The following is a 22,483-nucleotide window of genomic DNA, read 5'->3' as shown; positions in this document are numbered from 1 at the left end:
AACGTCGCCGAACCCGAAACGGAGCAGCATGACCGCCTTCACTCAATCCCAGCTGGTCAAACCCGGGCGTCCCGCGGCGCTGCCACCAGGCCGTTCCATGGAAATCAAGGCCGTCGACGGCACCCGGCTGCACGCCGAGGTATTCGGTCCCGAACACGGGCAGCCGATCGTGTTCGCCCACGGCATCACCTGCGCCATCGGCGTATGGGGCAACCAGATCGCGGATCTGGCGACGGACTACCGGGTCATCGCCTATGACCACCGCGGGCACGGCCAGAGTGAGGCGCCCAAAGGCCGCTACAAGTACAATCTGGACTTTCTCGCGGCCGACCTCGACGCGGTGCTGAGCGCGACACTCAGGCCAGGGGAGCGGGCCGTCATCGCCGGGCATTCGATGGGCGGCATCGCCATCACGTCGTGGGCGCAGCGCTATCCGCAGCGCGTCACCGAGTGCGCGGACGCCGTCGCCCTGATCAACACCACCACCGGTGACCTGCTGAAGCTGGTCCAGCTGGCGCAGGTCCCGAACTCGCTGGCGAAGTCCCGGGCCTACGCCGCCGGCCGCATCCTGAAGACCTTCGGCGGGGCGCCGTTGGTGCCGGGTTCGCGTAAGGCGGCGCGTCAGTTCGTCGCCATGATCGCCGTCGGGCGTGACGCCGAGCCCGCGGTCGCCGACTACGTCTACGAACTGTTCATGGGCACCTCCGCCGCGGGCCGCAGCGGATGGGTAAACGCGCTGGTCGACAACCTCGATGCGCATCACATCGGCCTCGACAACCTGACGGTGCCGGCGCTGGTCATCGGCAGCACCAAGGACAGGCTGCTGCCCATCGCGGCGTCCCGCCGGATTGCCAGGAACGTGCCGAATCTGTGGTCGTTCGTCGAACTCGGCGGTGGTCACTGCGCGAACCTGGAGCGTCCCGAGCAGGTCAATCAGCATTTGCGGGCGCTGCTCGCCGGAGCTGCCCACAGCTCGACGGCCTAGGATCATCATGTCCTAAGGTGAAACCGGCGGTACCGGATTTGATCAAGGGAGATTCATGACGGCCAGCGACGGCGAGTTCTTCGATGTGCTGATCATCGGTGCCGGCATCTCCGGCATCGGCGCCGCGTACCGGCTGCATCAGCGCAACCCGCAGCTGACGTACCGGGTCCTGGAGCGGCGGACGCGCATCGGTGGCACCTGGGATCTGTTCCGCTACCCGGGTATTCGATCGGACAGCGACATCTTCACGCTCAGCTTCCCGTACCAGCCGTGGGAGCGGCCGGAGAACATCGCCGACGGTGATCACATCCGCGAGTACCTGACCACCGCGGCACACACCCACGGCATCGACCGTCACATCACCTTCAACACGCATGTGCGGTCGGCCGACTGGGATTCGGCGACCGACACCTGGACGGTGCACGCCGTGGAGAACGGCGAGGCCAGGTCCTACCGTGCCCGATTCCTGTTCTGCGGCACCGGCTACTACAACTACGACCAGGGGTACACGCCGGATTTCCCCGGCATCGACACCTTCGCCGGCGACGTCGTCCACCCGCAGTTCTGGCCGGAGTCACTGGATTACGCCGGCAAGAAGGTCGTGGTGATCGGCAGCGGTGCCACGGCAGTCAGCCTGGTACCCGCCATGGCGAAGACCGCCGCCAAGGTGACCATGCTGCAGCGGTCGCCCACCTACCTGATGTCGCAGTGGCAGATCGACCCGATGGTCAGCCTGATCCGGAAGGTGTTGCCGGACAAGATCGCTCACCGCATCGTGTGGTTCCGCAACGTGCTCATCAGCGTGCTCAGCTACAACCTGCTCCGGAAGTTCCCCAAGGGTGGCCGGCGGCTCATCCGTAGTCGGGCCGTGGCGGCACTGCCCGCCGGCTATCCCGTGGACGTGCACTTCAACCCGAAGTACGACCCGTGGGATCAACGTCTCTGCGCGGTGCTCGACCGTGACATCTTCACCGCCATCGGTGACGGCCGGGCCGAGGTCGTCACCGACCACATCGACCACTTCGATGCCAACGGCATCGTGCTGAAATCCGGTGCGCGCCTTGACGCCGACATCGTCGTCACCGCGACCGGGCTGGAGCTGCAGGCCCTCGGCGGCATCTCCCTGTCGGTCGACGGTGTCGCGATCACCCCGTCCGACCGCTACGTCTACAAGGAGTTCCTGCTCGAGGACGTGCCGAACATGGCATGGTGCCTCGGCTACACCAACGCCTCCTGGACCCTGCGCGCCGACATGACTGCGCGCGCGTTCGCGAAGCTGGTGGCGTACATGGACGCTCACGGCTACACCCACGCCTATCCGCATCTGGGTGACGTCCCGATGGACGAGAAGAAGACCTTCGACCTTGACGCCGGCTACATCAACCGCAACCCGCACGCGCTGCCCAAATCCGGCACGCATCGCCCGTGGCACGTCCGGCACAACTACGTGCTCGACGTGATCGACCATCGCTTCGACCGCATCGAGGAATCGATGGTCTTCGGCCGAGTGCGGCAGCGGGTCTGAGCTTTCGGAATCAGGACTCCGGCTGCTCAGTGAGTCTGGGCGGCGCAGCCAGTCGCCAGGAGTCGACCAGAATGTCGGTCAACTCCTGCTCGTCATCGAGGGCCTCCAGCCGGACCCGAACCCACGACGACGCCGCCTCGTGCCGCGGCACCCAGAACTTGTGCGGCTCGGCCGCGATCAGCTCTTCGCGGTCGAATCGGGGGCAGCGCACCGCAAACGAGGTCTCATCGTCGGGCACCGTGACGAACATCTTGCGTGCCACGTCGAAAGTCGGGTGGCCCCAACGCTCTTTCTCGGTGGTCTCCGGAAGGGACAGCGCGATGCGGCGCACATCATCGGCATCGAGCACGGGGTTGATCCTTCCGGGGCTGCGTTGACGGAGTTTGTCGGTCGAGGCAGCCTACCGCCGTGCGGTGACACCCAACTCGCTCGCGGGGGTCATGCCAGGGCAGTGGCGAGCTGCTCGACGACGGCCTCGATCTCGGCCGGGTCATTCAGCCGGTCCGGCGCCCATGCCAGCGCGATTTTGGCCGGGGCCCAAGTGCTTTCGTCGATGGGGATCAGCTTGAATTCGGGCGGTGAGAAAATCCGGCCCAGCGTCGAGGCGGGCGCATAGCTGACCAACGCGACGAGATACCGGTTGAACACGTGGCTGGCCATCTCCAGCTCGCCACCCAGCTGACTCACGGCCCGCACGATGCGGGTGATGCCCCGCTCGTTGAGTCCGCGCGTCATCTGCGCCAGCACCACCGGATTGGGCCGGGCGAAGTCGATCACGACATCGCGGTCCCGCAGGTCTTCGATGGCGATGATGTCGTTGGCGGCGAGTGGGTCGTCGAACCGCACCGCTGCCGCGCCCGGATAGGTGGCCACCACCCGGTGCCGGATGCGCTTGTCGGCGGCGGGCAGGTGGATCAGGCCCAGGTCCATGTGACCCGAGACGAGCTTGGCGATCACCTCCGCCGCTGACCCGGGCACACTGAACTCGGTAGGCATGGCGAGCCCGGCCACCGCTTGTTCGAATCTGGCCAGGAAATCCGATGGCGCGTAGGCGGTCGCGCCGATGCGAACAGGGTTGATCTCCTGCGTGATTCGTGACGCGGTCGCCTTCAGCTCCTCGACCTGCCGCAGGATGTCGCGTGCCGGTTCCAGCAGCTGCAGGCCCAGCGGCGTCAGGCGGACGTCGTGGTAGGTGCGCTCGAAAAGTTCCCCACCCAGTTCGCGCTCGAGCAGCTTGATCTGCTTGCTGAGCGGCGGCGGCGTGATCATCAACCGGTCGGCGGCGCGCTTGAAGTGCAGCTCTTCGGCGACAGCGACGAAGTAGCGAAGGCGGGTGAAATCGATCTCCATGGAAGGGGCGGTTACCGTCCCGAATGCGCAGCTGCCGCAGGTACTTCGAGCACGGCGCGGGCGATCAGCTCGTCGATTTTCTGGTCGTCCAAGCCGAGCAGTTCGGCCGCGACCTCGCGGGTCTGCTCCCCGAGCAGCGGCGCCTGCCCCAGCGGGGGATCGGGAATGAGGTCAGCATGGATCTGCACGTTCTCCATCATGAACGGTGCGGTCCCATGCGGATGCAGTTCCTCCCGGAACGCCCGTCGCTCCACGTAGTAGTCCCAGGTCGGGACCTCGACGGCGTGCAGCACAGCCCCGGCCGGGACGCCCGCGGCCTGCAACTGCACCATCGCGTCTACCGGTGCGTGCCGGGATGTCCAGGCGCTGAGCGCCGCGTCGAGCCGCGCCCGCTGACGGTCCCGCCCGGCGCGCGAACCCAGCTCCGCATCGGCAGCGAGGTCGGGCCGGTCGATCACCGCGCACAGGGCCGACCAGTCGGCGTTGTCGCGGACGGTGACCGCGATCCACGCGTCATCGCCAGCGCCGGGAAACAGGCCCCACGGTGCGTCACGAGCCGGCTGGTTGTCGCGCGCATGACCGCGACGGTTCAGCACCTCGCCGGCGATGTCGTCGGCCAGGTGGCTGAGCATCACCTCGGCTTGCGCGACGCTCGCCGATCCACCGCCACCGCTGCGTTCGCGGCGCAGCAGGAGCGCGACGGCACTCAACGCGCCGATCCGCGCCGCCACGTGATCGGGGTACACCGTGACCGTGTCGCAGAAGGCATCCGGGTTATCCGGGTAGGTCCACAGCTCGGTGAAGCCCGCCGCGGCGCGGACCAACGGTCCGTAGCCGAGGCGCTTCGCCCATGGGCCGGTGGCTCCGTACGCCGAGCTGTCGACGACGACAATGCCCGGATTCACCTGCTGCAGGGTCGCGTGGTCCATGCCGAGCGCCGCTGCCACACCGGGTTTGAAGTTGCTCAGCACGACGTCGGACTGGGCCACCAGCTGGTGTGCCAGCGCCCGGCCTTCCTCGGACCGGAGGTCGATTCCGATCGACCGCTTGTTGCGGTGACCGGCGGCGTAAGCCTGCGTCATCCGGGTGAGGCTGATGCGCAGCCCGTCGGGGAAGGCGGAATTCTCGATCTTGACGACGTCGGCGCCGAGGTCCGCGAAGAGGCGACCGGTGTCGCTGCCGACGACGATGACGCCGAGGTCCAGTACGCGCAGCCCCTCCAGGGGCAGTCCGAGGTCGCTGCGGGCGCGCGCGGTGAGAGTGGGTGCGTCACGGAGTCGTCGGTGACCCGGTGCCGTGATGTTCAGGTTGCTCGCCCGGTGCCCGTCGATCTCCACGACGCCGACGGGTACGGGTGCCGTCAGACCGGGGGAGAGCTCGGTCTCACGGAAGAAGCCGCGCGCGGCAACCTGTTCGGTGGACAGGGCCTCGGCCAGGCTCAGCACCGCGGCCGTCGGCACGCCGTGCCGTTGTCCGGCCAGTTCCAGCTCGGCGCGGGTCTTGTCGGCACAGAACTGCTCGATGGCTCCGAAGAGTGTCGCGGACGCGAAACGCTCGCGGAGGCTGTTGAACTTGGGGTCGGCGAATTCCGCCGGGCGTCCCATCCACTCGAACATGCCCTGCCACTGGCGTTTTGCCAACACGCACATGCGGACGTGGCCGTCCTTGCAGCTGAAGATCGGATAGCGCTGCTGCTCGGCGATCCAGTCGCGCTGCTGTTCGCTGATGGGCACACCGGCCGCCGCGCTGCCCGCGGTGCCGAATGGCGGGTCGAGGGTCTGCATCGCACCTTCGAGCACCGAGAAATCGATGAGATCGCCTGTGCCCGTGCGCAGCCGATCCAGGAAGACGGCGAGGGTGAAGAAGGCGGCCTGGGCGGCGGCGACGTGATACGGCAGGTCGGCACTCGGTGGCACCAGCGGTGGCTGTCCCGGGATGCCCGAGCGGGACAGCTCGCTGGTCAACGCGTGCAGCACGGGAGTGGTTGCCTGCCAGTCGCGGTAGCGCGTATCGCGACCGAAGTCACTGATGGACAGGATGACCAACGCCGGATGGTCGGCGTGAATCTGCTTGACTGCCAACGACTCCTCGGCCGCCGACCCCGGGCGCGTGTTTTCGATGAGAATGTCGGCGGTGGCCACCAATTCGGCCCATGCCTGTTGCCCGGCCGGGGTCGACGGATCGATCTCGGTTGGCGGGATGCCGTGGCGGTTGATGGCGGTGCCGATGCGCACCCCGTCGATACGTGGTCCGGTGGTGTCGGCCGCGGTCACACCGGCCAGGTGCACCGACGTGACGTGGGCACCGAGATCGGCGAGGAGCCGGCCGACGGCCGTGATGGGTCCGGCGGTCAGGTCGAGAATCTCGATGCCCGACAGCGGTGGGTCGTAGGCCATGCTCGTCAACTGCGTCGCGCCTGGCGGAACGGGATGTCGCGGTCGGTCTCGGGTTCCTTCGCCAGGCCCAAGACGCGTTCACCGATGATGGTGCGCTGAATCTGGTCGGTGCCGCCGCCGATGGAGGTGAAGAATGCGTTGAGGGACAGGAAGTTCACGTCGTCGGCCTCAGGGTTGTCGGGACCCGCCAGCAGTGATTCGGTGCCGATGATCTCGGTCTTCAACGCTGCCTCCGAGTGCAGGATTCGCGACATCGCGAGCTTACCCAGCGACATGATCGAACTCGACGTGCCCTGGCTGGTCGACGCCTTGGCGCGAAGATTGTTGAGACGGTTGAGTTCCCGCAACGCCAGCACGTCCGCGAGCCGCTCCCGCAGGGCGGCATCGTCGAGGCGGCCGTGCTCGCGAGCCAGTTCCACGAGGCTGTCGGCCTTGGACTTGTTGCGCGATCCGCGTCCGCCGTCACCCATGATGGAGCGTTCGTACGCCAGGGCGGTCTGCAGGACGCGCCAGCCGTTGCCTTCTCCGCCAATGAGATTGGCGTGCGGCACGGTGGCATCGGAGATGAACACTTCGTTGAAATGCGCCTCACCGGTGATCTGGACCAGTGGCCGTACCTCGATGCCGGGCTGCCGCATCGGGATGATGAAGTAGCTCATGCCCTTGTGCTTGGGTGCATCCCAGTCGGTGCGCGCGATCAGCAGACCGTATTCGGACGTCGCCGCTCCGGAGGTCCACACCTTTTGGCCGTTGACCACCCAACGGTCGCCGTCGCGCACCGCTGTGGTGCTCACCCCGGCCAGATCGGATCCGGCGCCGGGCTCGCTGTAGAGCAGGCAGGTGCGGGCGGCCCCGGTCAGAAAGTCCCGTAGCAGTTCATGTTTCAGCTCGTCCGAGCCGAACGCGAACAAGGTGTTGGCCGGGATGTTGTGCTTGTCCTGACAGGCGCCGGGGGCCTTGAGCGCGCGGAACTCCTGCTGGATCACCGCGGCGAGTTTGCTCGGGTAGCCGCGGCCGAACCAATCGGGCGGATACGTGGGCACGGCGTATCCGGCTTCGAGAACCTTTTCACGCCAGGCGATTTCCGCCGGCGAGCTGACCCACGGGTCGTCCGCCGGTGGCAACGCGGTCCAGTTCTGTGTGAGCCAGTCGCGGACCTCGGTACGGAGGTCATCGGGATTCGTTGCGGTGGTGGTCATCTCAGGCGCCCTTTGCTGCCAGGTAGCGCTCACGATGGTCACGTGAGCTGCCGAACAGTTGACGGCCGGTACGCGCCCGGCGCAGGAACAGATGCGCGGGGTGCTCCCAGGTGAAGCCGATGCCGCCGTGCATCTGGATCGATTGCATGGCGGTGGTGTGATAGGCCTCCGCACAGGCGAATCCGGCCAACGCCACAGGACCGTCAGAGCCCGCCGGGTCGGTATCGAACTGTGCGGCGGCATGCTGTGCGGCCGAGGTGGCGGATTCGACTTCCAGCAGCAGGTCGGCCGCCATGTGCTTGATCGCCTGGAAGCTGCCGATGGGCCGCCCGAACTGGATCCGGGTCTTGAGGTATTCGACGGTGACATCGAACAGGTGGCGAGCACCGCCGACCTGTTCCCCGGCCAGGGCGATCACCGTGAGGGACAACGCGTTTTCCACGGCATCCCAGCCGCTGGTGCCGAGGCGACGGCCCGGGGTCTGGTCGAACGTGTACGTCGACAGCCGGACGGTCGGGTCGAAAACCGTTGCGGCGGTGCGGTCGAAGCCGGGTGCGTCCGGGGCGACCTCGAAGATCGCGATGCCCTCGTCGGTCTTCGCGACGGCGATGACGACGTCGGCGATCTGTCCGTCGAGCACGTAGTGCGCGGTGCCCGTGAGTTGGTACTGGTCGCCGTGCCGAACTGCCTGAACCGCAACACCATCCGGTGCCCACGTGCCGCGGGGCCCGGTGGCTGCGACGGTTGCGATCGACGAACCGTCGGCCAACGCAGGCAAGAGCCGTGCCTTGTCGTCGTCGGTGCCGGCGGCCTGGATCAAGGCCGTGGCGAAGACCGCACTCGACAGGAACGGGGCAGGAAGCAAGGCTGCACCCGTGACCTCGGCGACCGCCTCGAGCTCCTGTGCGCCCAGCCCGACGCCACCGTATTCCGGATCGATGATCAGGCCTGCCACGCCCTGGGCGGCCAGCTTGTTCCAGAGGTCGCGATCGAATCCGGTGTCGGTGCTCATCACCCGGCGGACGTCGGCTTCGGTGCAATGCTCACTGAGCAGGTCTTTGACGGCTGCGGCGAGTTCGGCCCGTTCGGCCACGCTCATCGTCATGTGTTCACCCTTCTGCATGTGAGGTCCATGCAATGCTGTCGGCGCCGCCCTGTAAATCGCATTGTGCGACACCTATACGTTTCCTCATGCGACATCTGCGGGACCTGAGGGCAAACAGATGTCCCGAACGCTCATGTGCGGGTTTCCGCGCTGGTCGTTTACAGCGCAGGGCGGGTGCCACCAAGGTGGATGTATGCCCCTTGATCCCAGAACCCCGGTGCTTGTCGGCTATGGCCAGGTCAACCAGTACGACGAGAACCCGGGCGGCGAGCCCGTCGACCTGATGGAAGCGGCGGCCCGTGCCGCTGCTGACGCCCGTGTCCTCGAGGCGGTCGACGCGGTCCGGATCGTCAACCTGTTGTCGGTGCGCTACCGCGACCCGGGGCTGTTGCTGGCGCAGCGCATCGGCGCGCCGGGCGCCGTCACCCGGTACACCCCGGTCGGTGGCAATGTGCCGCAGTCGTTGGTGAACCAGGCGTGCCTGGACATCCAGCAGGGCCGCAATGACGTGGTGTTGATCGCCGGCGGGGAAACCTGGCGGACGCGGACGCGGTTGAAGGCGCGCGGTGAACGGCTCACCGGAACCGAGCAGGACGAGTCGGTGCCACTCGCACCCAGCGACCCCGAATTCACCATGGCCGGACCCGCCGAACTGCGGATCGGTTTGGTGGCGCCGTCGCATGTGTACCCGATGTTCGAGCAGGCGCTGCGGATCGCGGCGGGGGAAGCTCCCGAGGAGCATCGCCGTCGGATCGGGGAACTGTGGGCGCGATTCAGCCAAGTGGCAGAAGGCAATCGGCATGCCTGGAGCCGGGAGGCGGTGTCTGCCGAGCAGATCTGGCAGCCCGGTCCGGACAACCGGATGATCAGCTGGCCGTACACCAAGCTGATGAACTCCAACAACATGGTCGACCAGGGCGCCGCCCTGATCCTGACCTCGGTGGGCAAGGCCGAACAACTGCAGATCCCGAAGGAGCGGTGGGTTTTCCCGTACGCCGGCACCGACGCCCACGACACCTATCTGATCGGGGAGCGGGCGAGCTTCTCCGGGTCGCCGGCGATCCGCATCGCGGGCCGTCGCGTGCTGGAGCTCGCCGGCCTCGGCATCGACGACATCGACGCGGTCGACGTGTACTCGTGCTTCCCGTCGGCAGTGCAGGTCGCCGCCCGAGAGCTCGGTCTGGCCCTCGATGATCCGGCGCGGCCGCTGACGGTGACCGGTGGCCTGACCTTCGCCGGCGGGCCGTGGAACAACTACGTGTCGCATTCGATCGCGACCATGGCCGAGCGGCTAGTGGCCCATCCCGGCCAGATCGGGCTCATCACCGCCAACGGTGGCTATCTGACCAAGCACAGCTTCGGCGTCTACAGCACCGAGCCACCGGCAAACGAATTCCGTTGGGCAGACGTGCAATCCGAGGTCGATGCCGAGCCGACCGTGGTGGCCGAGGATGACTGGTCGGGCACCGGCACGGTGGAAACCTGGACCACACCGGTGACCCGCGAGGGTACGCCCGAGAAGGTCTTCGTCGCCGTCCGTACACCCAGCGGCAGCCGCGCGCTGGCCGTCATCACGGATGCGGCGCAAGCCGAGGCCAGCACCCGCGAGGACCTCGCGGGTGCCAAGGTCACCGTCAGCGCGGACGGCACCGCCGGGCTGGAGTAAGCCGACAGCGAACAACAGCGTGCTGCAGGGAATAGATGAGCGACGTCCGTCGCTGAACCTGTGCACTAGTGCCGACGTTGCCGTCGCCGAGGGTTGTGCGATCTCAAAAGCATTGTCGGAGTTCGTGAAGGGATACCGCGATGGCTACCAACTCTGCGTCAGTTGGCTTCCACCCCGCCGCGGCCGCGATGCATTGGTGGTCGGACAAGACCGCCGCGTTCGTGACACGGCTGCATCTGGCTGCGAAAGTGCGCCAGCCGGAGACTTTTCGCCATAAGGCGTTCGAGCAGGCCGCCACTGAGCGCGAAATGTGGCGTCTCTGAGTCGTTTCGCCTGACGACATGACTCACGTCCGTCATGCTGGTTGGTTCAGCGTCGTCGTCAGGAGGTAGCGGTGTCAGTGACTACCAACGTCGTCGTCGCCGTCAACGCGGTGTTCTTTGCCGGCATGGGCCTGCGGGCCCTGACCGCTCCGGCGGAGATGTTGCGGCCATTCGGAATCACCTTGGGCGAGGCGGCATCTCGGGCCGAGGTGCGGGCGGTCTACGGCGGTTTCGGGTTGGCCATCGCGGCGATCCTGGGATACGCCATCGCGGCGCCGGAGCAGGTGCGTTTCGGCATCGTGGTCACTGTGAGCGTGGCGTTGCTCGGCATGGCCTTCGGGCGCATCGTGTCTGCAATCGTCGGTGACCGAACGTCGTTCTACCCCAACTGGTTCTACGGCTTGGTCGAAGTTCTGCTCGCCGCCTCCTTGTGGTGGGCCGGCTAGCGTCACCAAAGACAAATGTTCCCCGATACGCCGTTGTATCGGGGAACATTCCTGTTTGCCCGGCCGGGGGACGCCGCGCAAAACTAGGGGGCCATGGTCAGCCAGTCCGGGAAGCCCGACGGATCGTGGCGGCCGAGCGCGCCGTGCTCGAACAGGCCCCAGCCTTCGGCCGGCGGCTTGTTGCCCTCATGGCACACCGCACGGCCGACATGGTCGATGACGCCGAAGCCGGAGCGAGCGATGATGCCGGGATCAGTCATGTCGTAGGTGAGGCGCTCGGTGAACTTCTCGCCCTTCCACGTGCCGTGCAGCCAGTCGGCGTCACCGCCGTAGCCGCCGCCCACATGGATCGGCACGGGCAGCTTGGATTCCACGTCGAAGCGGACCGGTGTGCCGTCCAGCGCCGTCGCCTCGATGGTGGCGCCGGTGGGAATGCGGGTACCGGAGACGTAGTGGATCTTCACGCGCGGCCAGCCGAGCTGCTCGACGCGGCCGTCCTTCCAGACGCGGCTGCAGTCGTTGAGCGAGCGGAAGCCGTCGGGGGCCTCCTGGATGATCATCACGAGCGAGAACTCCTCGAACGCGAGCGGCACGTACAGCCACCACATGCCTTCGAAAGGCGGATCGGCCGGCCGGCCAGCCGGCTCGGCCTCGCCGACCGGGCGGATGCCCCAGGACCGGTCACGCGAACCGATCCATGTGTCCGGGCTGACCTTGATGTCCTCGCCGTCGATGGCGAGTGTGCCGCTCCAGGAACCCAGTTGCGCGAAGCGCTGCGCGTTCAGCGTGACGCGGTTGCCCTGGCGCATGATGTGCGGCTGCTCCTGGACGACGTCGAACAGGCCGTTCCACGTGAGGTCAGCCGCGATCCCTTCCGTCTCATCGAGCACGATGCGCACCTGGTGCAGCGGGTCGGTGACCTCGATGCGGTAGCCGACGACGTGCTGGTTCAGCCGGTCCTGGTCGATGGCGTCGGACAGGTGGACGGCGGTCTGGGTATCGCCGCGGCGCACCAGGAAATAGGCGTCCTTGACCCCGAGGTTGGGGTAGTAGCCCATGCCGGTGATGACGAAGATGTCACCCGTGCGGTCGTGGGCATTGAAGTAGCAGCGGTCGTAGAAGTTCCGGTCGCTGGAGCCCGGCCACGCGATGGGCTGGGGGACCTGGTGGATCGGGTATTCGTCCATGGGGCCGAGCATCAGGCGGTTCCTTCCAGGAGCTTCTCCAGCAGAGACTTGTGGTAGAAGAGCGACTCGAGGTCGTCGGGCTGTTCCATCTCCCCGAAGTGCACGCGGCGGGCACCGGTGCGCATGAACACGCAACACCACACGACGCCGGAGTAGATGTAGAACCAGCGCAGGTCACCGACCTCGACGCCGGTGAAGTTCTTGTACGTCGCGCGCACGTCCTCTTCACGCAGCACGTCCGGCAGGCCGGGCAGCCCGGCCAGGCCGCCCAGCTCTTGGAAAACCTTGTGCGCGAAGATGATCCACGAGACATCGAACTCACGCGGGCCGACTGTGGCCATCTCCCAGTCCAAGACCGCGGACGGCCGGAAGTCCTGGTACATCACGTTGCCGATGCGCGAATCACCCCACACCAGAACGGATTCGGAAGCCGCGACGTCCTCGGGGAAGTTCTCCTCCAGCCAGACGAGGGCACGCTCGACCAGCGGCGAGCGGCCCAGGCCCGACGCCGCGAACTGGTACCAGTCCTTGAGCCAGCCGAAGTGCCGGCGCAGCGCGGTGTCGCCTGGCGGGTCGATTTCCTGGAGAAAGCCGAAGGTCTTGTCCGCATCGGGGATCGAGTGCAGCTTGGCGATGGCCTCCACGGTGCTGTCCTGCAGCGTGCGTTGCTGCTCCGGGGTGGCATCGGCGAACCAGTTGCCGCCGAAGGTGTACGGCATGACGTCCGGTGGGACCACGCCGTCGACGCAGTCCATCAGGAAGAAGGGTGAACCGAGGACCTCGCCGGTATTCTCCAGCCAGCGCACCCGGGGGACGGGGACGTCGGTGAGTTCGCCGGCCAGACGCATGACATCGAACTGGTGGTCCAGGCGGTACGACGAGAAGACAGGGACGTCCTCGGTGGTCGGCGCGACCCGGACAACCCACTTCTGCTCCACCGGCGCGCCGCCCTCGGTCCACCGGCCGGTGATAATGATTGTCTCGGAAGACATTCCGTTCGAGTCGACGCCGCTCTCGACAGTGATCTCGGGCTTGACGCCGTCTTCCATCACCGTGGACAGCCACTGTGACAGGATGTCTGGAACTGTTGTCACGTCACGGCTGGAGCGCTGAATATGGTCGACCTTCGTTTCGACCGTGACGGAGCTGTCCGCCGGTTGGTTCGGCACTGAACCTTCCTTCCCGAGATAATTACGATACGATGCGTAGCGTTATGAAATCAGACCTGCAAGCGGTTGACAAGCCCTCTGGCGCCGGTCGGCCACGCGATCCCCGGATCGACGCCGCGGTGTTGACCGCTGCCGCCGAACTGCTGCCCGAAGTCGGCTACGCCAATCTGACGATGGCGGCGATCGCCGAACGTGCGGGAACGACGAAGACGGCGCTCTACCGCCGCTGGTCGAGCAAGGCCGAGCTGGTGCATGAAGCGGCATTCCCCACGACGCCGACCGCACTGGCAACCCCGGAGGGGGACATCGTCGGCGATATCCGCGCCATGATCGCCGCGGCACGCGACGTGTTCACCAGCCCCGCGGTACGGGCGGCGCTACCCGGGCTGATGGCGGACATGAGCGCCGACGAGGAACTCAACGCGCGGGTCGTCGCACGCTTCCACGGGCTGTTCGACGTGGTGCGGGTCCGGCTGGAACACGGCATCGAGCGCGGCGAGGTGCAGGCTGACGTCAAGCCCGAACGGCTCATCGAGATCATCGGTGGCGCAACGATGTTACGGATGCTGCTGCATCCGGAGAGCGAGCTCGACGAGCTCTGGGTCGACGAGACAGCGGCCATCGTGACGCACGGGGTGATCAGCGGAGTTTGACGTGCTAGCGGCCACTGATCCATGCAGCGCGAAGCGCCTCGTACGTTGACGCGACGAACACGCATTTGTAGGGACTAGAGCTTTTCAATCTGATTGATAAAGCAGCCTCGTCCAGGTGAACTCACCGCCCGAATTCATCGCCAGCTGTCGAGATGAACGCCGGAGATTCCTACCGCGAGAGTCATCAAACAATCTGCCGATGCTGCGGCGAGCTGCGGTCCGGGATTAGCCGTGCTTTACCATTTGGCTTCGGTCGAATGGCACCGTCAGCCGGAAAACAGCTGTGCAGAAGACGATCTCGGCGAGAATCGCTTGCGGGGCGGAGTGGACCGGACGGCAGCAGTGCCGATGCGGACCAAAACGGATGTTTGGCGACGCTACCCGGTCGCGGCGGTACAAACCGCGAACTTACGCACGTGGTGGGCGAAGCCGCCGTGTGGGCAGTTTTTTGCGTCGTCTGCCGGCGTGATGATTGACTCGACTCGCTCAGCGCCGGCTAGCGCGCAATCTACTTTTCGTACGGGCTCGCTAGGGGAAATTCGTAAGCATCTGACGACCGACCAGTCGTAATCGAGGCACGCGGCGTAGTTGTGCGTAGCCGACACGTACACAAGGTCGGAGTCGGCGATGCAGTCACTGCGTTTGTCGACGACCTGGATGACCCGGAAAGTGCTGGAGTCCCCACACGCGACTTTGACGAGACTTGGACTTCCTTGCATTTGGTCGACGCGGACGCAGTCATGTTGTTTCAGCTCTGCCCGGTTTGTGGTTGCGGCTGGAAATTCGCCCGGAATCTGATCTGTGGCTGCGGGGCTCAGCTGTGTCTGATCTTCGCGCAAAGGAACCGGTCGTTCGGCTGCAGGATATGCCGTTAACGCGGTCAACACGACGCCTGCGAGGACGCAAATGGGAGCAGCGCGTCTGCAGCATCTCGTGTAGACGGCCTGAGGATGCGTCTGAAACGTGAATTCGGCAGCCAAAATGCTCAGTGACATGATCGCCCACAAGCCGATATGGAAGACAATCTCCGTAGTGGACGATATGAAAATGAGGGCTATCGCGCCGACGAGGGCAATGCACGCTACTGCGATCAGGCCCTTGGGGTCAATCTGGTTGCGGATTGTTCTGATACTCGACTGCTTGCGGGCCACTTTGACTGCCCGCTTGCCGAGATAGGCGAGCGGCGGCAGTGTCAGCGCGATATAGAGGCAGAGCCAAGCAATCAATGAAAGGGACGAAACCGAGGTCACAAGGTACCCGCATCAGCTACTTGTGCTTGGCTTCATGCCAGTCGAAGTTCATCACCAGGAGGCTGGCGCCCATTAGCACGGCATACGAGAAGACCTCGATCGGGACCGCCATATAGATCGACTTGACCGGCAGTAGAGCATACAAAGCGCTGTCTGCGATGTTTGAGGCAGTGATCCCCACGACAACCGCGATGATGAAGCGCTGCTTATCGCGGTTGATTGGCCCATTCACTATTCGCCAGCGGACGGCCCACACCGCAAGTCCGACAAAAACAAGGGCGCACAACAAAAATCCAATAATTACCCAGAGCGGGAGGCCCGGAGAATCAAACCTGAGCGGTTGAAACAGTGCCTGAATTGCAGTCATTACTACGACGTAGAACGGAAACACTATGAGTATTCTGCGCCAGTTTTCCATGCGTCTCTCCTTCGCAACTATCGGCAATGCCAGGCTGACTTTACAGCGGTTTTTACAGGTGCCATTACCAGCGCTCTGACAAACCCTTCCATGAAACCGATGACGAAACCGCCGGCGGCGCCGCCGACGCAGCCAGCTTCGACCGTCACCCCACACCCAGCGGCCGCACCCTTAACTCCATCCGTCAGGGCAGACTTGAAGCCACCCTCAACCATATTCTCGCCGATGTTGTCCTTGAAGTTCTGGCCGAAGCAATTGCCGAAGTCTTTCTTAGGACTCGTGGTCGTCGACGGCGGTGAAGTGACCGACGACTGCGTCGATGTCGTCAGCTCGGTTGACGAGATGAACGTGGTCGTGGGTGTGTCGGTCGCTCCGGTAGTTGTCGGTGTCGCCGAAGTTGTCGAGGTCTTGCGGGGTGTCGTTGTTGGCGTTGTCGACAATGTTGTTGTTGGCGTTGTCGATAAGGTCGTCGACACAGTGGTCGGGGTCTGCGTCTGCGTGGGGGTGGCGGTCGGCGCCTGGCTCTGTTGGGGAGCCGATGATGCGCGGGGCGCCGGTTGGGTCTGTTGGGGAATGTGATCGTAGTCCGGTGGCTGAGTCCCGTTGGCAGGTTGTTGCTGCTGCGGGTAGTTCGGCGCGGAGCTGTAGCCACTTTGGCTGCCATAAGGGTACTGGTCTGTGGTGTAAATCGAGACGCCGTTGTTCTGATCAGGTGCCGGATATGAGCCGCTGTTGTACGCGCCTGGGCCATCAGGCATTCCAGGGGGCTGCATCGGAAACGGCGGCCCACCCAGACCGCCTCCGGAATCGGCTCCGCCGGTAGGACCCGTTGGCTGCGCGGTCGCGCCGGCAAGTACAGAAACCTCAATTCCGTGTTCATCGTGGGTGACGGTGAGCACGGACGCGAGCAACACGGTCAGGATTGCAGGAATCGAGAGCAGGCGCGCGTACCGCCCGAGTATCGGCTTGAAACGGGGTTTCATCGCTGCCACCCGCTAACTGCTTTCGCTTTCGCGGTTCCAGATTCGCGGCATATTGCGCTGGGTACGGTCATTCGGGTCCGCCGGCCATATTGGCTTTAGCCCAGGCAACTTCGTCAGAGGCTGTGCGGATGCAGGCGTCGTAGTCGTCGCCGGTTTGGCCGAAGACGGTCACGCACTGGATCGACATGTGGGCCAGTAGCCGATCGTTGCAGGAGTCGGCGCTGGTGCGCGCGGGAGTTGTTGCGAGGCAGAGTTGTTGGGTCTGGCAGGCGGCCACGAAGTTCGCGGATCGTCCGTCGGCACTGCCGTAGGTGTCGGGTCCTCCTTGGCAGTGGCCGGAGTGGCGCTGGGCGTAGGTCGTGGGATCGACGCCGTCGGGCCGGTGTGCGCCGGTCGGGTCGGTCACGTATCCGGCGGGGTTTGGCGGGGTCACCGCGCCAGCGGGTGTTCCAGCGGGCAGGCCGGCCCAGTTCGGGGTCGGTGCTCCGGTAGTTGCCGCGTCGGAGGCCCGGTAGGACACGGTGATGGTGACCGGGAACGCGAAAATGCTTGTCGGGCCCAGATCAACCGTGAGATTGGATTGTCCGGGCGGGAACCCGGGCCCCAGCGTTGGGGTGACGCCGACGAGGGCTTGGTTGGCGTCGGCGGCGGCCGGGATGCTGAAGGTGCCGATGATCCGGGACGGATTCCCCGGCGCGGCATCGGTTTCCACCAGCACCACGTTGTTGCCTTGCCGAAGATGTGTTGCTGCGGGCATCTTTATGCCGAAGGGGATCGTCGAGGACGAGAACACCGTCTTGCGGGTGACGGTGATGTCGACCCCGCCGCCGGCGTACGGAATGACCTGGTAGTCAACGTCATTAGAGCCGTAGATGGCGCCGCCGCCGGGTAGCCACGCCGCCGGGCCCAGGGTCACCTCGCCCGGGAGGTGGATCGCGATCTGGCGGTTGGGGTGCGCGGTGGGGGCGAAGATGCCGTCCTTGGCCCACATCGGTACCGTCGCTGCGCCGCGTTCGACCTGGGCGGCCAGCGGTCGTTCCATGCCGGCGGTTTCGCCTTGCGGAGTGGTAGAGGAAACACGCGCGCCGCCAATAGGGTTCACGCGCGCGGGGTCCTCAGGCATGGGCCGCGGCACCGGCACCGGTACGGGGGTCGGTGCCGGTGCTGCGGGGTCCGCGCCGGCGGTGCCGGCGACGCTGACGACACCACCGACGCTGGTCATGGCGAGCAGCACCGCCGCGGTAACCACCGCTCGTCGGCCAACTGATGGTCGCGGGTGTCCTGAACGCAATGCGGGTGCCACGATCACAGGTCCTTCGGTTCGCCGTAGAGGGTCTGGGTGTCGTTGCCGTTGTCCGTGCGGACCCGGATCGTGGTGTAGGACTGGATTTTCACCTGACCACCGCACCCATCGGCTTCGATGTTCTGCTCCCGCAGATTCGACACCGCGTGCATGCTGCGCAGGCTGATTCGGTCCATCGGAACTTGCGCCAGCCCACCGGGCTTGAGTAACACCCGGATGTAGCCGCCGAGATGTTCCTGCACACCGAGGGTGGCTCCGGCCGAGGCCCCGGCGAAACCGCCTCCGCCGCCACCACCCCCGCCGGCGCCGCCTTGGCCCTGTCCGTAGCCGCCGCCGTAGACCTGGCCGTTGATCTGCTGATAAGGCGTGATGCCGATATCGGCGCCGACCTCGACACCGGGGGAGGAGTCCGTGCGGCACCCCACGAAATACCCGGATTCGAGCTGGGCATCCTGAATCACGGCGCCTCCGGTGCCGCTGATCCGGGCTTCCGAGCGCAGCGTCACCCGCGCCTGCCAAGAATTCGATGCCCCGGCCAGGTTGTCGATGTGATTGATCACCTCGTTGGTGGTGTTGACGTCCACCACCCAGCCGTCGTCGGTGACGAACTGTGTCCACCGATCGGGCATCGGCTGCGGATCAGCGACCGACACTGCCACCGGAGATGCCCATGCAGTGACAGATATAGCGAACACCGCGGCCCCTGTTCTGAAGCGTCGCGACGACAAGCCAAATTCGACCATGTATGAATCCCCCTGTGAAGACCAGCCCCAAGCCCCCCGGCTCGCTTGGTCTTTCACTCAATAACGCGAACAATCGCATAAGCTGACTGGGACGTCAACCCGTACGTGTGCCGGCTAACGTCAGCAAACCAGATAGGCAACCTACGAAAATGGCCGGTATAGCCGTTTCAGCAAATGGGGGATGACGATGGGCGGGCACTGTGTCTAGTGATGGGATCGGTCCGGATGGGCCTGCTGCGATTGCGGCGTTGGCGCGCGCCAGCATCTTCCACGGCGTCGGTCCGGACGTTCTGGACGCGGCGGTCCGCCAACTTGAATGGGCATCTTTTCCACAGCGGCACAATGTGTTTCGTGAAGGTGACGCCGGCGACCGGCTCTACATCATCACCGCAGGCAGAGTCAAAGTCGCCTGTGCAAGTAAGCAGTCCGACACCTTGATCGCCGTCCTTGGACCGTCGGACGTTTTCGGTGAACTCGCGCTCCTCGACCCGGGTCCGCGCACATCCACCGTCACCACGATCACCGCCGTGCTCGCTGCGACAATGACCCGTACAGCACTGCGTTCCTGGATGAACCAGGAACCCCAAGCTGCCGAGCAGATGCTTCGCGTGTTGGCACGGCGGCTGCGCCGCACCACCAACAAGCTGTGCGACCAGACGTTCAACGATGTCCCCGGGCGCCTTGCCACACTCCTTTTGGACCTCGCGAACCGATTCGGTGAATCGGACAATGGGACTTTGCGTGTCGACCATCAGCTCAACCAGAACGAACTTGCCCAGCTCGCAGGTTCAACCCGCGAGTCGGCCAACAAGGCTCTCGCTTCGTTCGTCGATCGAGGCTGGATTCGTATGCAAAGCAAGACGATCAGCATTGTCGATCCAGCGGCCCTGGCCAGACGCGCGAGATGATGGCCCACGAACGATCACCAGACGTGCACGCGGCGCCGTCTGCTGCGGCGGTGCCCGCGGATTGCCTCAGACCGTCCCCATCGCTACGTTGCGCTGGATCGCAGCTCGACTACGGGTGGTTCAAGTGGCCGGCCGATCATCGGTGTGTGCCATTGTGCGCCGAGCGGCCTTGCCTGCGATAACCGCTGTGTACAACGCCATACCGACGAATACGACGAGGCAACCGATTCCAAGGACTATCACCGGCCCCGCCGGCCATGACCGCATGATGACCGCCAGCAGCAGGCTGCATGCGATCACTGCGTTCGCCCCGTGCAGCGGTGCAAGGCGCCACGCAGCCCGGTGGCCGGCGACCCACGCTTGATCGCTGAGCAACGTCGACGGGGTACGGATGCCCGTCAACTGATTGCGGGCCAGACGCCCGGTGGCTGCTCGCCAGCTGACGACGATCAGAATCGCTGTGATGGCAATTTCGGTGACGATGAAGATCGCAGCGATCGACGCTGCGGCGAGGCGTTCAGGTCCCAATTCTGTTCTCTCGCAATCGCTCTTCCCGGCGCTCTCAGAAGTCGATCAGCCCCAGGGCGTACAGAATCGCAACCGAGGAGGGATCAACCAGGCCCTGCCCCAACACCGCTGTTGCGCCCTCGTCGATGACACGCTGCGCGAGTGCGGCCCGGGTGGCATACCAGCATGTGGGGCATAACTGCCCGAGTACCGCCGCGGCGGAGCCGTCCGCGTTGACCAGGGTGTCGCCGTCGGCGGCTACTGTCACCGAGTCCGCGATCAGAGCGCCCAGTTTCGCGCAGACGAGTTCACGCATCGCTGCCCCGGCCCGGGAAAGATCAGAAAACCCAGCTTGGCCAAGCGCGTTGCGTTCCTCGCGTGCAATGCGCAGCAGATACTCCTGGCCGCGGGTGAGAGTCGCGCTGCAGCCCACGGGTAGGGCGATATTGATCATCGCCAGCATCGATGCCTCTCGTCGCGCAGCGTGGAAGCGCGCGATGTCCGCAGCCATCCGCTCCCTATCCAGCCGGTCAGCCTCGGCCTCAAGCAGGTGCCGGCCTTCGTCTCCGTGCCAGTGCGCGGCAGCGTCACCAGACACGTAGGGTTGCAACGCTTCACTGCGGATGTAGTCCGTGAGTACGTCAGGAAACGACACCGGCGTCCGGGCCGGCAAGAACAGGCCGGCGTCGAAAGCGTCGGTGGTGCGGCGCCGGATCATCATCCACGCCGATCATCCGGGCGTCTATTCGCACGTGCCGGTAGACCTGCCCAGCGTTCGTTGCTAGTCATCGAATTCGTGACCTGCTGCGGCGGCGGTGGTGATGAGCGCGCCGACCACGTCGGAGTCGGTCACTGCGGGACGCATCAAGGCCGCAAGGGTCAGCAGCTGTTCGCGATCGCCAAAGACGGCGAATGTTCCTGCCTCAGAGTCAAATTCGAATTCGCCGGAAAGATCGGGACGGTAGCTGCTGATCAGGTATTCGGCCACTCCCGTCCAGAAGTAGCCGTTGGCCAGATGGCCGTGAGCTTCCACGGCCGAGTCCACAGGTAGGTCGCCGGTGCTCAGCAATAACTGCACCGATGCGGGATCCTCGTCGTCAAGGAAGAACGGGTCCACCGGTGACACCTCTCATTCTCTGTGCTTCTGCTGATCCGACGTCAGTTGGCGGGCAACTGTTCTGCAAGGTGTAGTCGCGAGCCTGTCCCGAAACCGAATGTCGCTCAACGGTGATCTGCCGCACAGTAGATAACGGCGCTGGACACCACGTGCCGGCATCCTCGATCAAACCGACCAAACTCTCATCGCAAATGCGCTCGAACACCTTGGGTCAGGAGGCGATTCGTTCTTCGCGCCGCACCCGCGCACTGAGCGCGGACCCAAGCGCGTAGCCACCGGCAAAAGCGCGGTAATGCGCTCTGACCTGACGATCAGGTTGAGAAGCTCTGTGTGCCAGATCACAGCCGGTGGGCGTTCGGTTGTCGACTGCTCCAGCGACTACACCTTGAACAACGGGCCTGACCACGGGCACGTCACGGGTTGTCGTGTGAATACCAGGCGTCGGGGGAGGCCATCAAGAATGCTGTATTTCGGTGTGCTCGACGTAATCGTGTTGCTGTTCGCGATCGTGGATATCGCCTGCGCCGAGGATCGCGAAGTGCGTGGATTGCCGCGCATACTATGGATTTTCATTGTCCTGCTCCTTCCGCTGGCCGGCTCCATCGCCTGGTTCATTGCCGGGCGCCCGGCCGCTGTGGTGCCACGAAACCGTACGCCCAATGCCCGACGGTTCCCCGAGTACGACAAACCGGGCCGGTTCATTCCGGAGGATGCCGCCGCTGACGAGGAATTCCTGCAGCGCTGCCGGGAACGAGCCGAGCAACAACGCCAGGCCGCCAAACGCCAACGTGCACAAGATGATCCCGTCAACAACGACGCCGCAGATCAGGAACGCCCCGCCGCGGGTCCGGCGCCCCGTACCGTCCCGGAGCCTTCGTCTGCGGCAGGAACCGTCGCGGCGATGACCGGCACCGGCACCCAACACGAAGAGCTCGCCGATCTCGTCCGGGAGCAGCTCGTCTGTGGCTTCTGGGCCTACGACGACGTTCGGGAGTCGGTACTGTCGCAGATCGACGGCGACAGCGACATCACCGCGGACGCGGCCATCGATCTGTTGGACTCGATGTGGGACCAGCGGATTGCCGAGCAGCAATCTTGGCCGGACACCGGCGATTTCGGGCGACTGCAACAGATGTTCGCGCAACTGGAGGCGGAGGGCATCCTTGGCCGGATGTGCTTCATGTGCTGCAACAACTGCGCGTTCGACGCCATCGATGACGAACGCACGCCCACCGATGACGCCGGTGCGG

General features: G+C 65.1%; 23 protein-coding genes. 8 read left to right on the top strand and 15 right to left on the bottom strand.

Annotation, left to right across the window (positions count from 1 at the left end):
* Positions 1-28: 28 nt before the first annotated feature.
* Together H289_RS0128980 and H289_RS0128975 are read left to right on the top strand one after the other, a co-directional pair.
* On the top strand, positions 29-985 hold the full coding sequence (locus H289_RS0128980) for an alpha/beta fold hydrolase (protein WP_051128631.1): 957 nt from the start codon (positions 29-31) through the stop codon (positions 983-985).
* 55 nt (positions 986-1,040) lie between these two features.
* Positions 1,041-2,510 carry a flavin-containing monooxygenase gene (locus tag H289_RS0128975; RefSeq protein WP_020104367.1) on the top strand — a complete coding sequence of 490 codons (1,470 nt, stop codon included), beginning with the start codon at positions 1,041-1,043 and terminating at the stop codon, positions 2,508-2,510.
* Positions 2,511-2,520: 10 nt separating this feature from the next.
* Here the strand turns inward: H289_RS0128975 and H289_RS0128970 are convergent, their stop codons facing one another.
* The 5 genes from H289_RS0128970 to H289_RS0128950 all read right to left on the bottom strand — a co-directional run bounded on the left by H289_RS0128970 (position 2,521) and on the right by H289_RS0128950 (position 8,560).
* Positions 2,521-2,859 (bottom strand): MmcQ/YjbR family DNA-binding protein, encoded by a 339-nt coding sequence (locus tag H289_RS0128970; protein ID WP_020104366.1) that lies wholly within the window; start codon positions 2,857-2,859, stop codon positions 2,521-2,523.
* An 89-nt stretch (positions 2,860-2,948) separates the two neighbouring features.
* Positions 2,949-3,860, bottom strand: coding sequence for a LysR family transcriptional regulator (locus H289_RS0128965; protein WP_020104365.1), 912 nt, complete (start codon positions 3,858-3,860; stop codon positions 2,949-2,951).
* Between the two features lie 11 nt (positions 3,861-3,871).
* A complete protein-coding gene (locus H289_RS0128960; protein WP_020104364.1) occupies positions 3,872-6,256 on the bottom strand; it encodes a CaiB/BaiF CoA-transferase family protein in 2,385 nt (794 codons plus the stop codon).
* 5 nt (positions 6,257-6,261) lie between these two features.
* Positions 6,262-7,455 (bottom strand): acyl-CoA dehydrogenase family protein, encoded by a 1,194-nt coding sequence (locus H289_RS0128955; protein ID WP_020104363.1) that lies wholly within the window; start codon positions 7,453-7,455, stop codon positions 6,262-6,264.
* 1 nt (position 7,456) lies between these two features.
* The gene (locus H289_RS0128950) at positions 7,457-8,560 is read right to left on the bottom strand and encodes an acyl-CoA dehydrogenase family protein (protein ID WP_029105900.1); all 1,104 of its coding nucleotides are present in this window, start codon (positions 8,558-8,560) and stop codon (positions 7,457-7,459) included.
* A 193-nt stretch (positions 8,561-8,753) separates the two neighbouring features.
* On the opposite strand from H289_RS0128950, the gene H289_RS0128945 reads away from it, so the two are divergent.
* The 3 genes from H289_RS0128945 (at position 8,754) to H289_RS0128935 (ending at position 10,995) form a co-directional block, all read left to right on the top strand.
* The gene (locus H289_RS0128945) at positions 8,754-10,226 is read left to right on the top strand and encodes an acetyl-CoA acetyltransferase (protein ID WP_029105899.1); all 1,473 of its coding nucleotides are present in this window, start codon (positions 8,754-8,756) and stop codon (positions 10,224-10,226) included.
* Between the two features lie 140 nt (positions 10,227-10,366).
* Positions 10,367-10,549 carry a hypothetical protein gene (locus H289_RS0128940; RefSeq protein WP_020104360.1) on the top strand — a complete coding sequence of 61 codons (183 nt, stop codon included), beginning with the start codon at positions 10,367-10,369 and terminating at the stop codon, positions 10,547-10,549.
* A gap of 77 nt (positions 10,550-10,626) precedes the next feature.
* Positions 10,627-10,995, top strand: a complete 369-nt coding sequence (locus H289_RS0128935; RefSeq protein WP_020104359.1) for a DUF4345 family protein — start codon at positions 10,627-10,629, stop codon at positions 10,993-10,995.
* An 83-nt stretch (positions 10,996-11,078) separates the two neighbouring features.
* On the opposite strand, the gene H289_RS0128930 is transcribed toward H289_RS0128935, so the two are convergent.
* The gene (locus H289_RS0128930) at positions 11,079-12,194 is read right to left on the bottom strand and encodes an Rv3169 family protein (RefSeq protein WP_020104358.1); all 1,116 of its coding nucleotides are present in this window, start codon (positions 12,192-12,194) and stop codon (positions 11,079-11,081) included.
* Positions 12,194-13,351 (bottom strand): phosphotransferase family protein, encoded by a 1,158-nt coding sequence (locus H289_RS0128925; protein WP_020104357.1) that lies wholly within the window; start codon positions 13,349-13,351, stop codon positions 12,194-12,196. Before H289_RS0128925 ends, H289_RS0128930 begins: the two co-directional genes overlap by 1 nt.
* Before the next feature lie 44 nt (positions 13,352-13,395).
* Between H289_RS0128925 and H289_RS0128920 the strand changes: the two genes are divergently transcribed.
* Complete coding sequence (locus H289_RS0128920; RefSeq protein ID WP_020104356.1) at positions 13,396-14,004, top strand: TetR/AcrR family transcriptional regulator; 609 nt, start codon at positions 13,396-13,398, stop codon at positions 14,002-14,004.
* Positions 14,005-14,381: 377 nt separating this feature from the next.
* On the opposite strand, the gene H289_RS33260 is transcribed toward H289_RS0128920, so the two are convergent.
* The 5 genes from H289_RS33260 to H289_RS0128895 all read right to left on the bottom strand — a co-directional run bounded on the left by H289_RS33260 (position 14,382) and on the right by H289_RS0128895 (position 18,587).
* Entirely contained in the window at positions 14,382-15,254 is an 873-nt protein-coding gene (locus tag H289_RS33260; RefSeq protein ID WP_020104355.1) for an LppU/SCO3897 family protein, read from the bottom strand.
* A gap of 16 nt (positions 15,255-15,270) precedes the next feature.
* Positions 15,271-15,672, bottom strand: a complete 402-nt coding sequence (locus H289_RS0128910; protein WP_020104354.1) for a hypothetical protein — start codon at positions 15,670-15,672, stop codon at positions 15,271-15,273.
* A gap of 17 nt (positions 15,673-15,689) precedes the next feature.
* Positions 15,690-16,664, bottom strand: coding sequence for a hypothetical protein (locus H289_RS33255; RefSeq protein WP_196810104.1), 975 nt, complete (start codon positions 16,662-16,664; stop codon positions 15,690-15,692).
* 58 nt (positions 16,665-16,722) lie between these two features.
* On the bottom strand, positions 16,723-17,877 hold the full coding sequence (locus H289_RS0128900) for a hypothetical protein (RefSeq protein ID WP_231388152.1): 1,155 nt from the start codon (positions 17,875-17,877) through the stop codon (positions 16,723-16,725).
* 83 nt (positions 17,878-17,960) lie between these two features.
* Positions 17,961-18,587, bottom strand: coding sequence for an MspA family porin (locus tag H289_RS0128895; RefSeq protein WP_225433650.1), 627 nt, complete (start codon positions 18,585-18,587; stop codon positions 17,961-17,963).
* Between the two features lie 353 nt (positions 18,588-18,940).
* Between H289_RS0128895 and H289_RS0128890 the strand changes: the two genes are divergently transcribed.
* Positions 18,941-19,609, top strand: a complete 669-nt coding sequence (locus tag H289_RS0128890; protein ID WP_036421790.1) for a Crp/Fnr family transcriptional regulator — start codon at positions 18,941-18,943, stop codon at positions 19,607-19,609.
* Between the two features lie 120 nt (positions 19,610-19,729).
* On the opposite strand, the gene H289_RS0128885 is transcribed toward H289_RS0128890, so the two are convergent.
* Genes H289_RS0128885 through H289_RS0128875 form a run of 3 tightly spaced genes read right to left on the bottom strand, consistent with a single transcriptional unit; the run spans position 19,730 to position 21,233 of the window.
* The gene (locus H289_RS0128885) at positions 19,730-20,137 is read right to left on the bottom strand and encodes an SdpI family protein (protein WP_020104349.1); all 408 of its coding nucleotides are present in this window, start codon (positions 20,135-20,137) and stop codon (positions 19,730-19,732) included.
* Between the two features lie 34 nt (positions 20,138-20,171).
* Positions 20,172-20,837, bottom strand: coding sequence for a hypothetical protein (locus tag H289_RS0128880; protein ID WP_020104348.1), 666 nt, complete (start codon positions 20,835-20,837; stop codon positions 20,172-20,174).
* Positions 20,838-20,897: 60 nt separating this feature from the next.
* Positions 20,898-21,233: an Imm51 family immunity protein gene (locus tag H289_RS0128875; protein WP_029105895.1), complete on the bottom strand. Its 336-nt coding sequence runs from the start codon at positions 21,231-21,233 to the stop codon at positions 20,898-20,900.
* Positions 21,234-21,693: 460 nt separating this feature from the next.
* On the opposite strand from H289_RS0128875, the gene H289_RS33250 reads away from it, so the two are divergent.
* A partial coding sequence (locus H289_RS33250; RefSeq protein WP_051128630.1) for a PLD nuclease N-terminal domain-containing protein occupies positions 21,694-22,483 on the top strand: 790 nt, incomplete at its 3' end.

The organism is Mycobacterium sp. 360MFTsu5.1, from assembly GCF_000383495.1.
Classification (GTDB): domain Bacteria; phylum Actinomycetota; class Actinomycetes; order Mycobacteriales; family Mycobacteriaceae; genus Mycobacterium; species Mycobacterium mucogenicum_B.
Note: the sequence above shows the minus strand (reverse complement) of the source record. Positions and strands in the feature narration are given on the sequence as shown.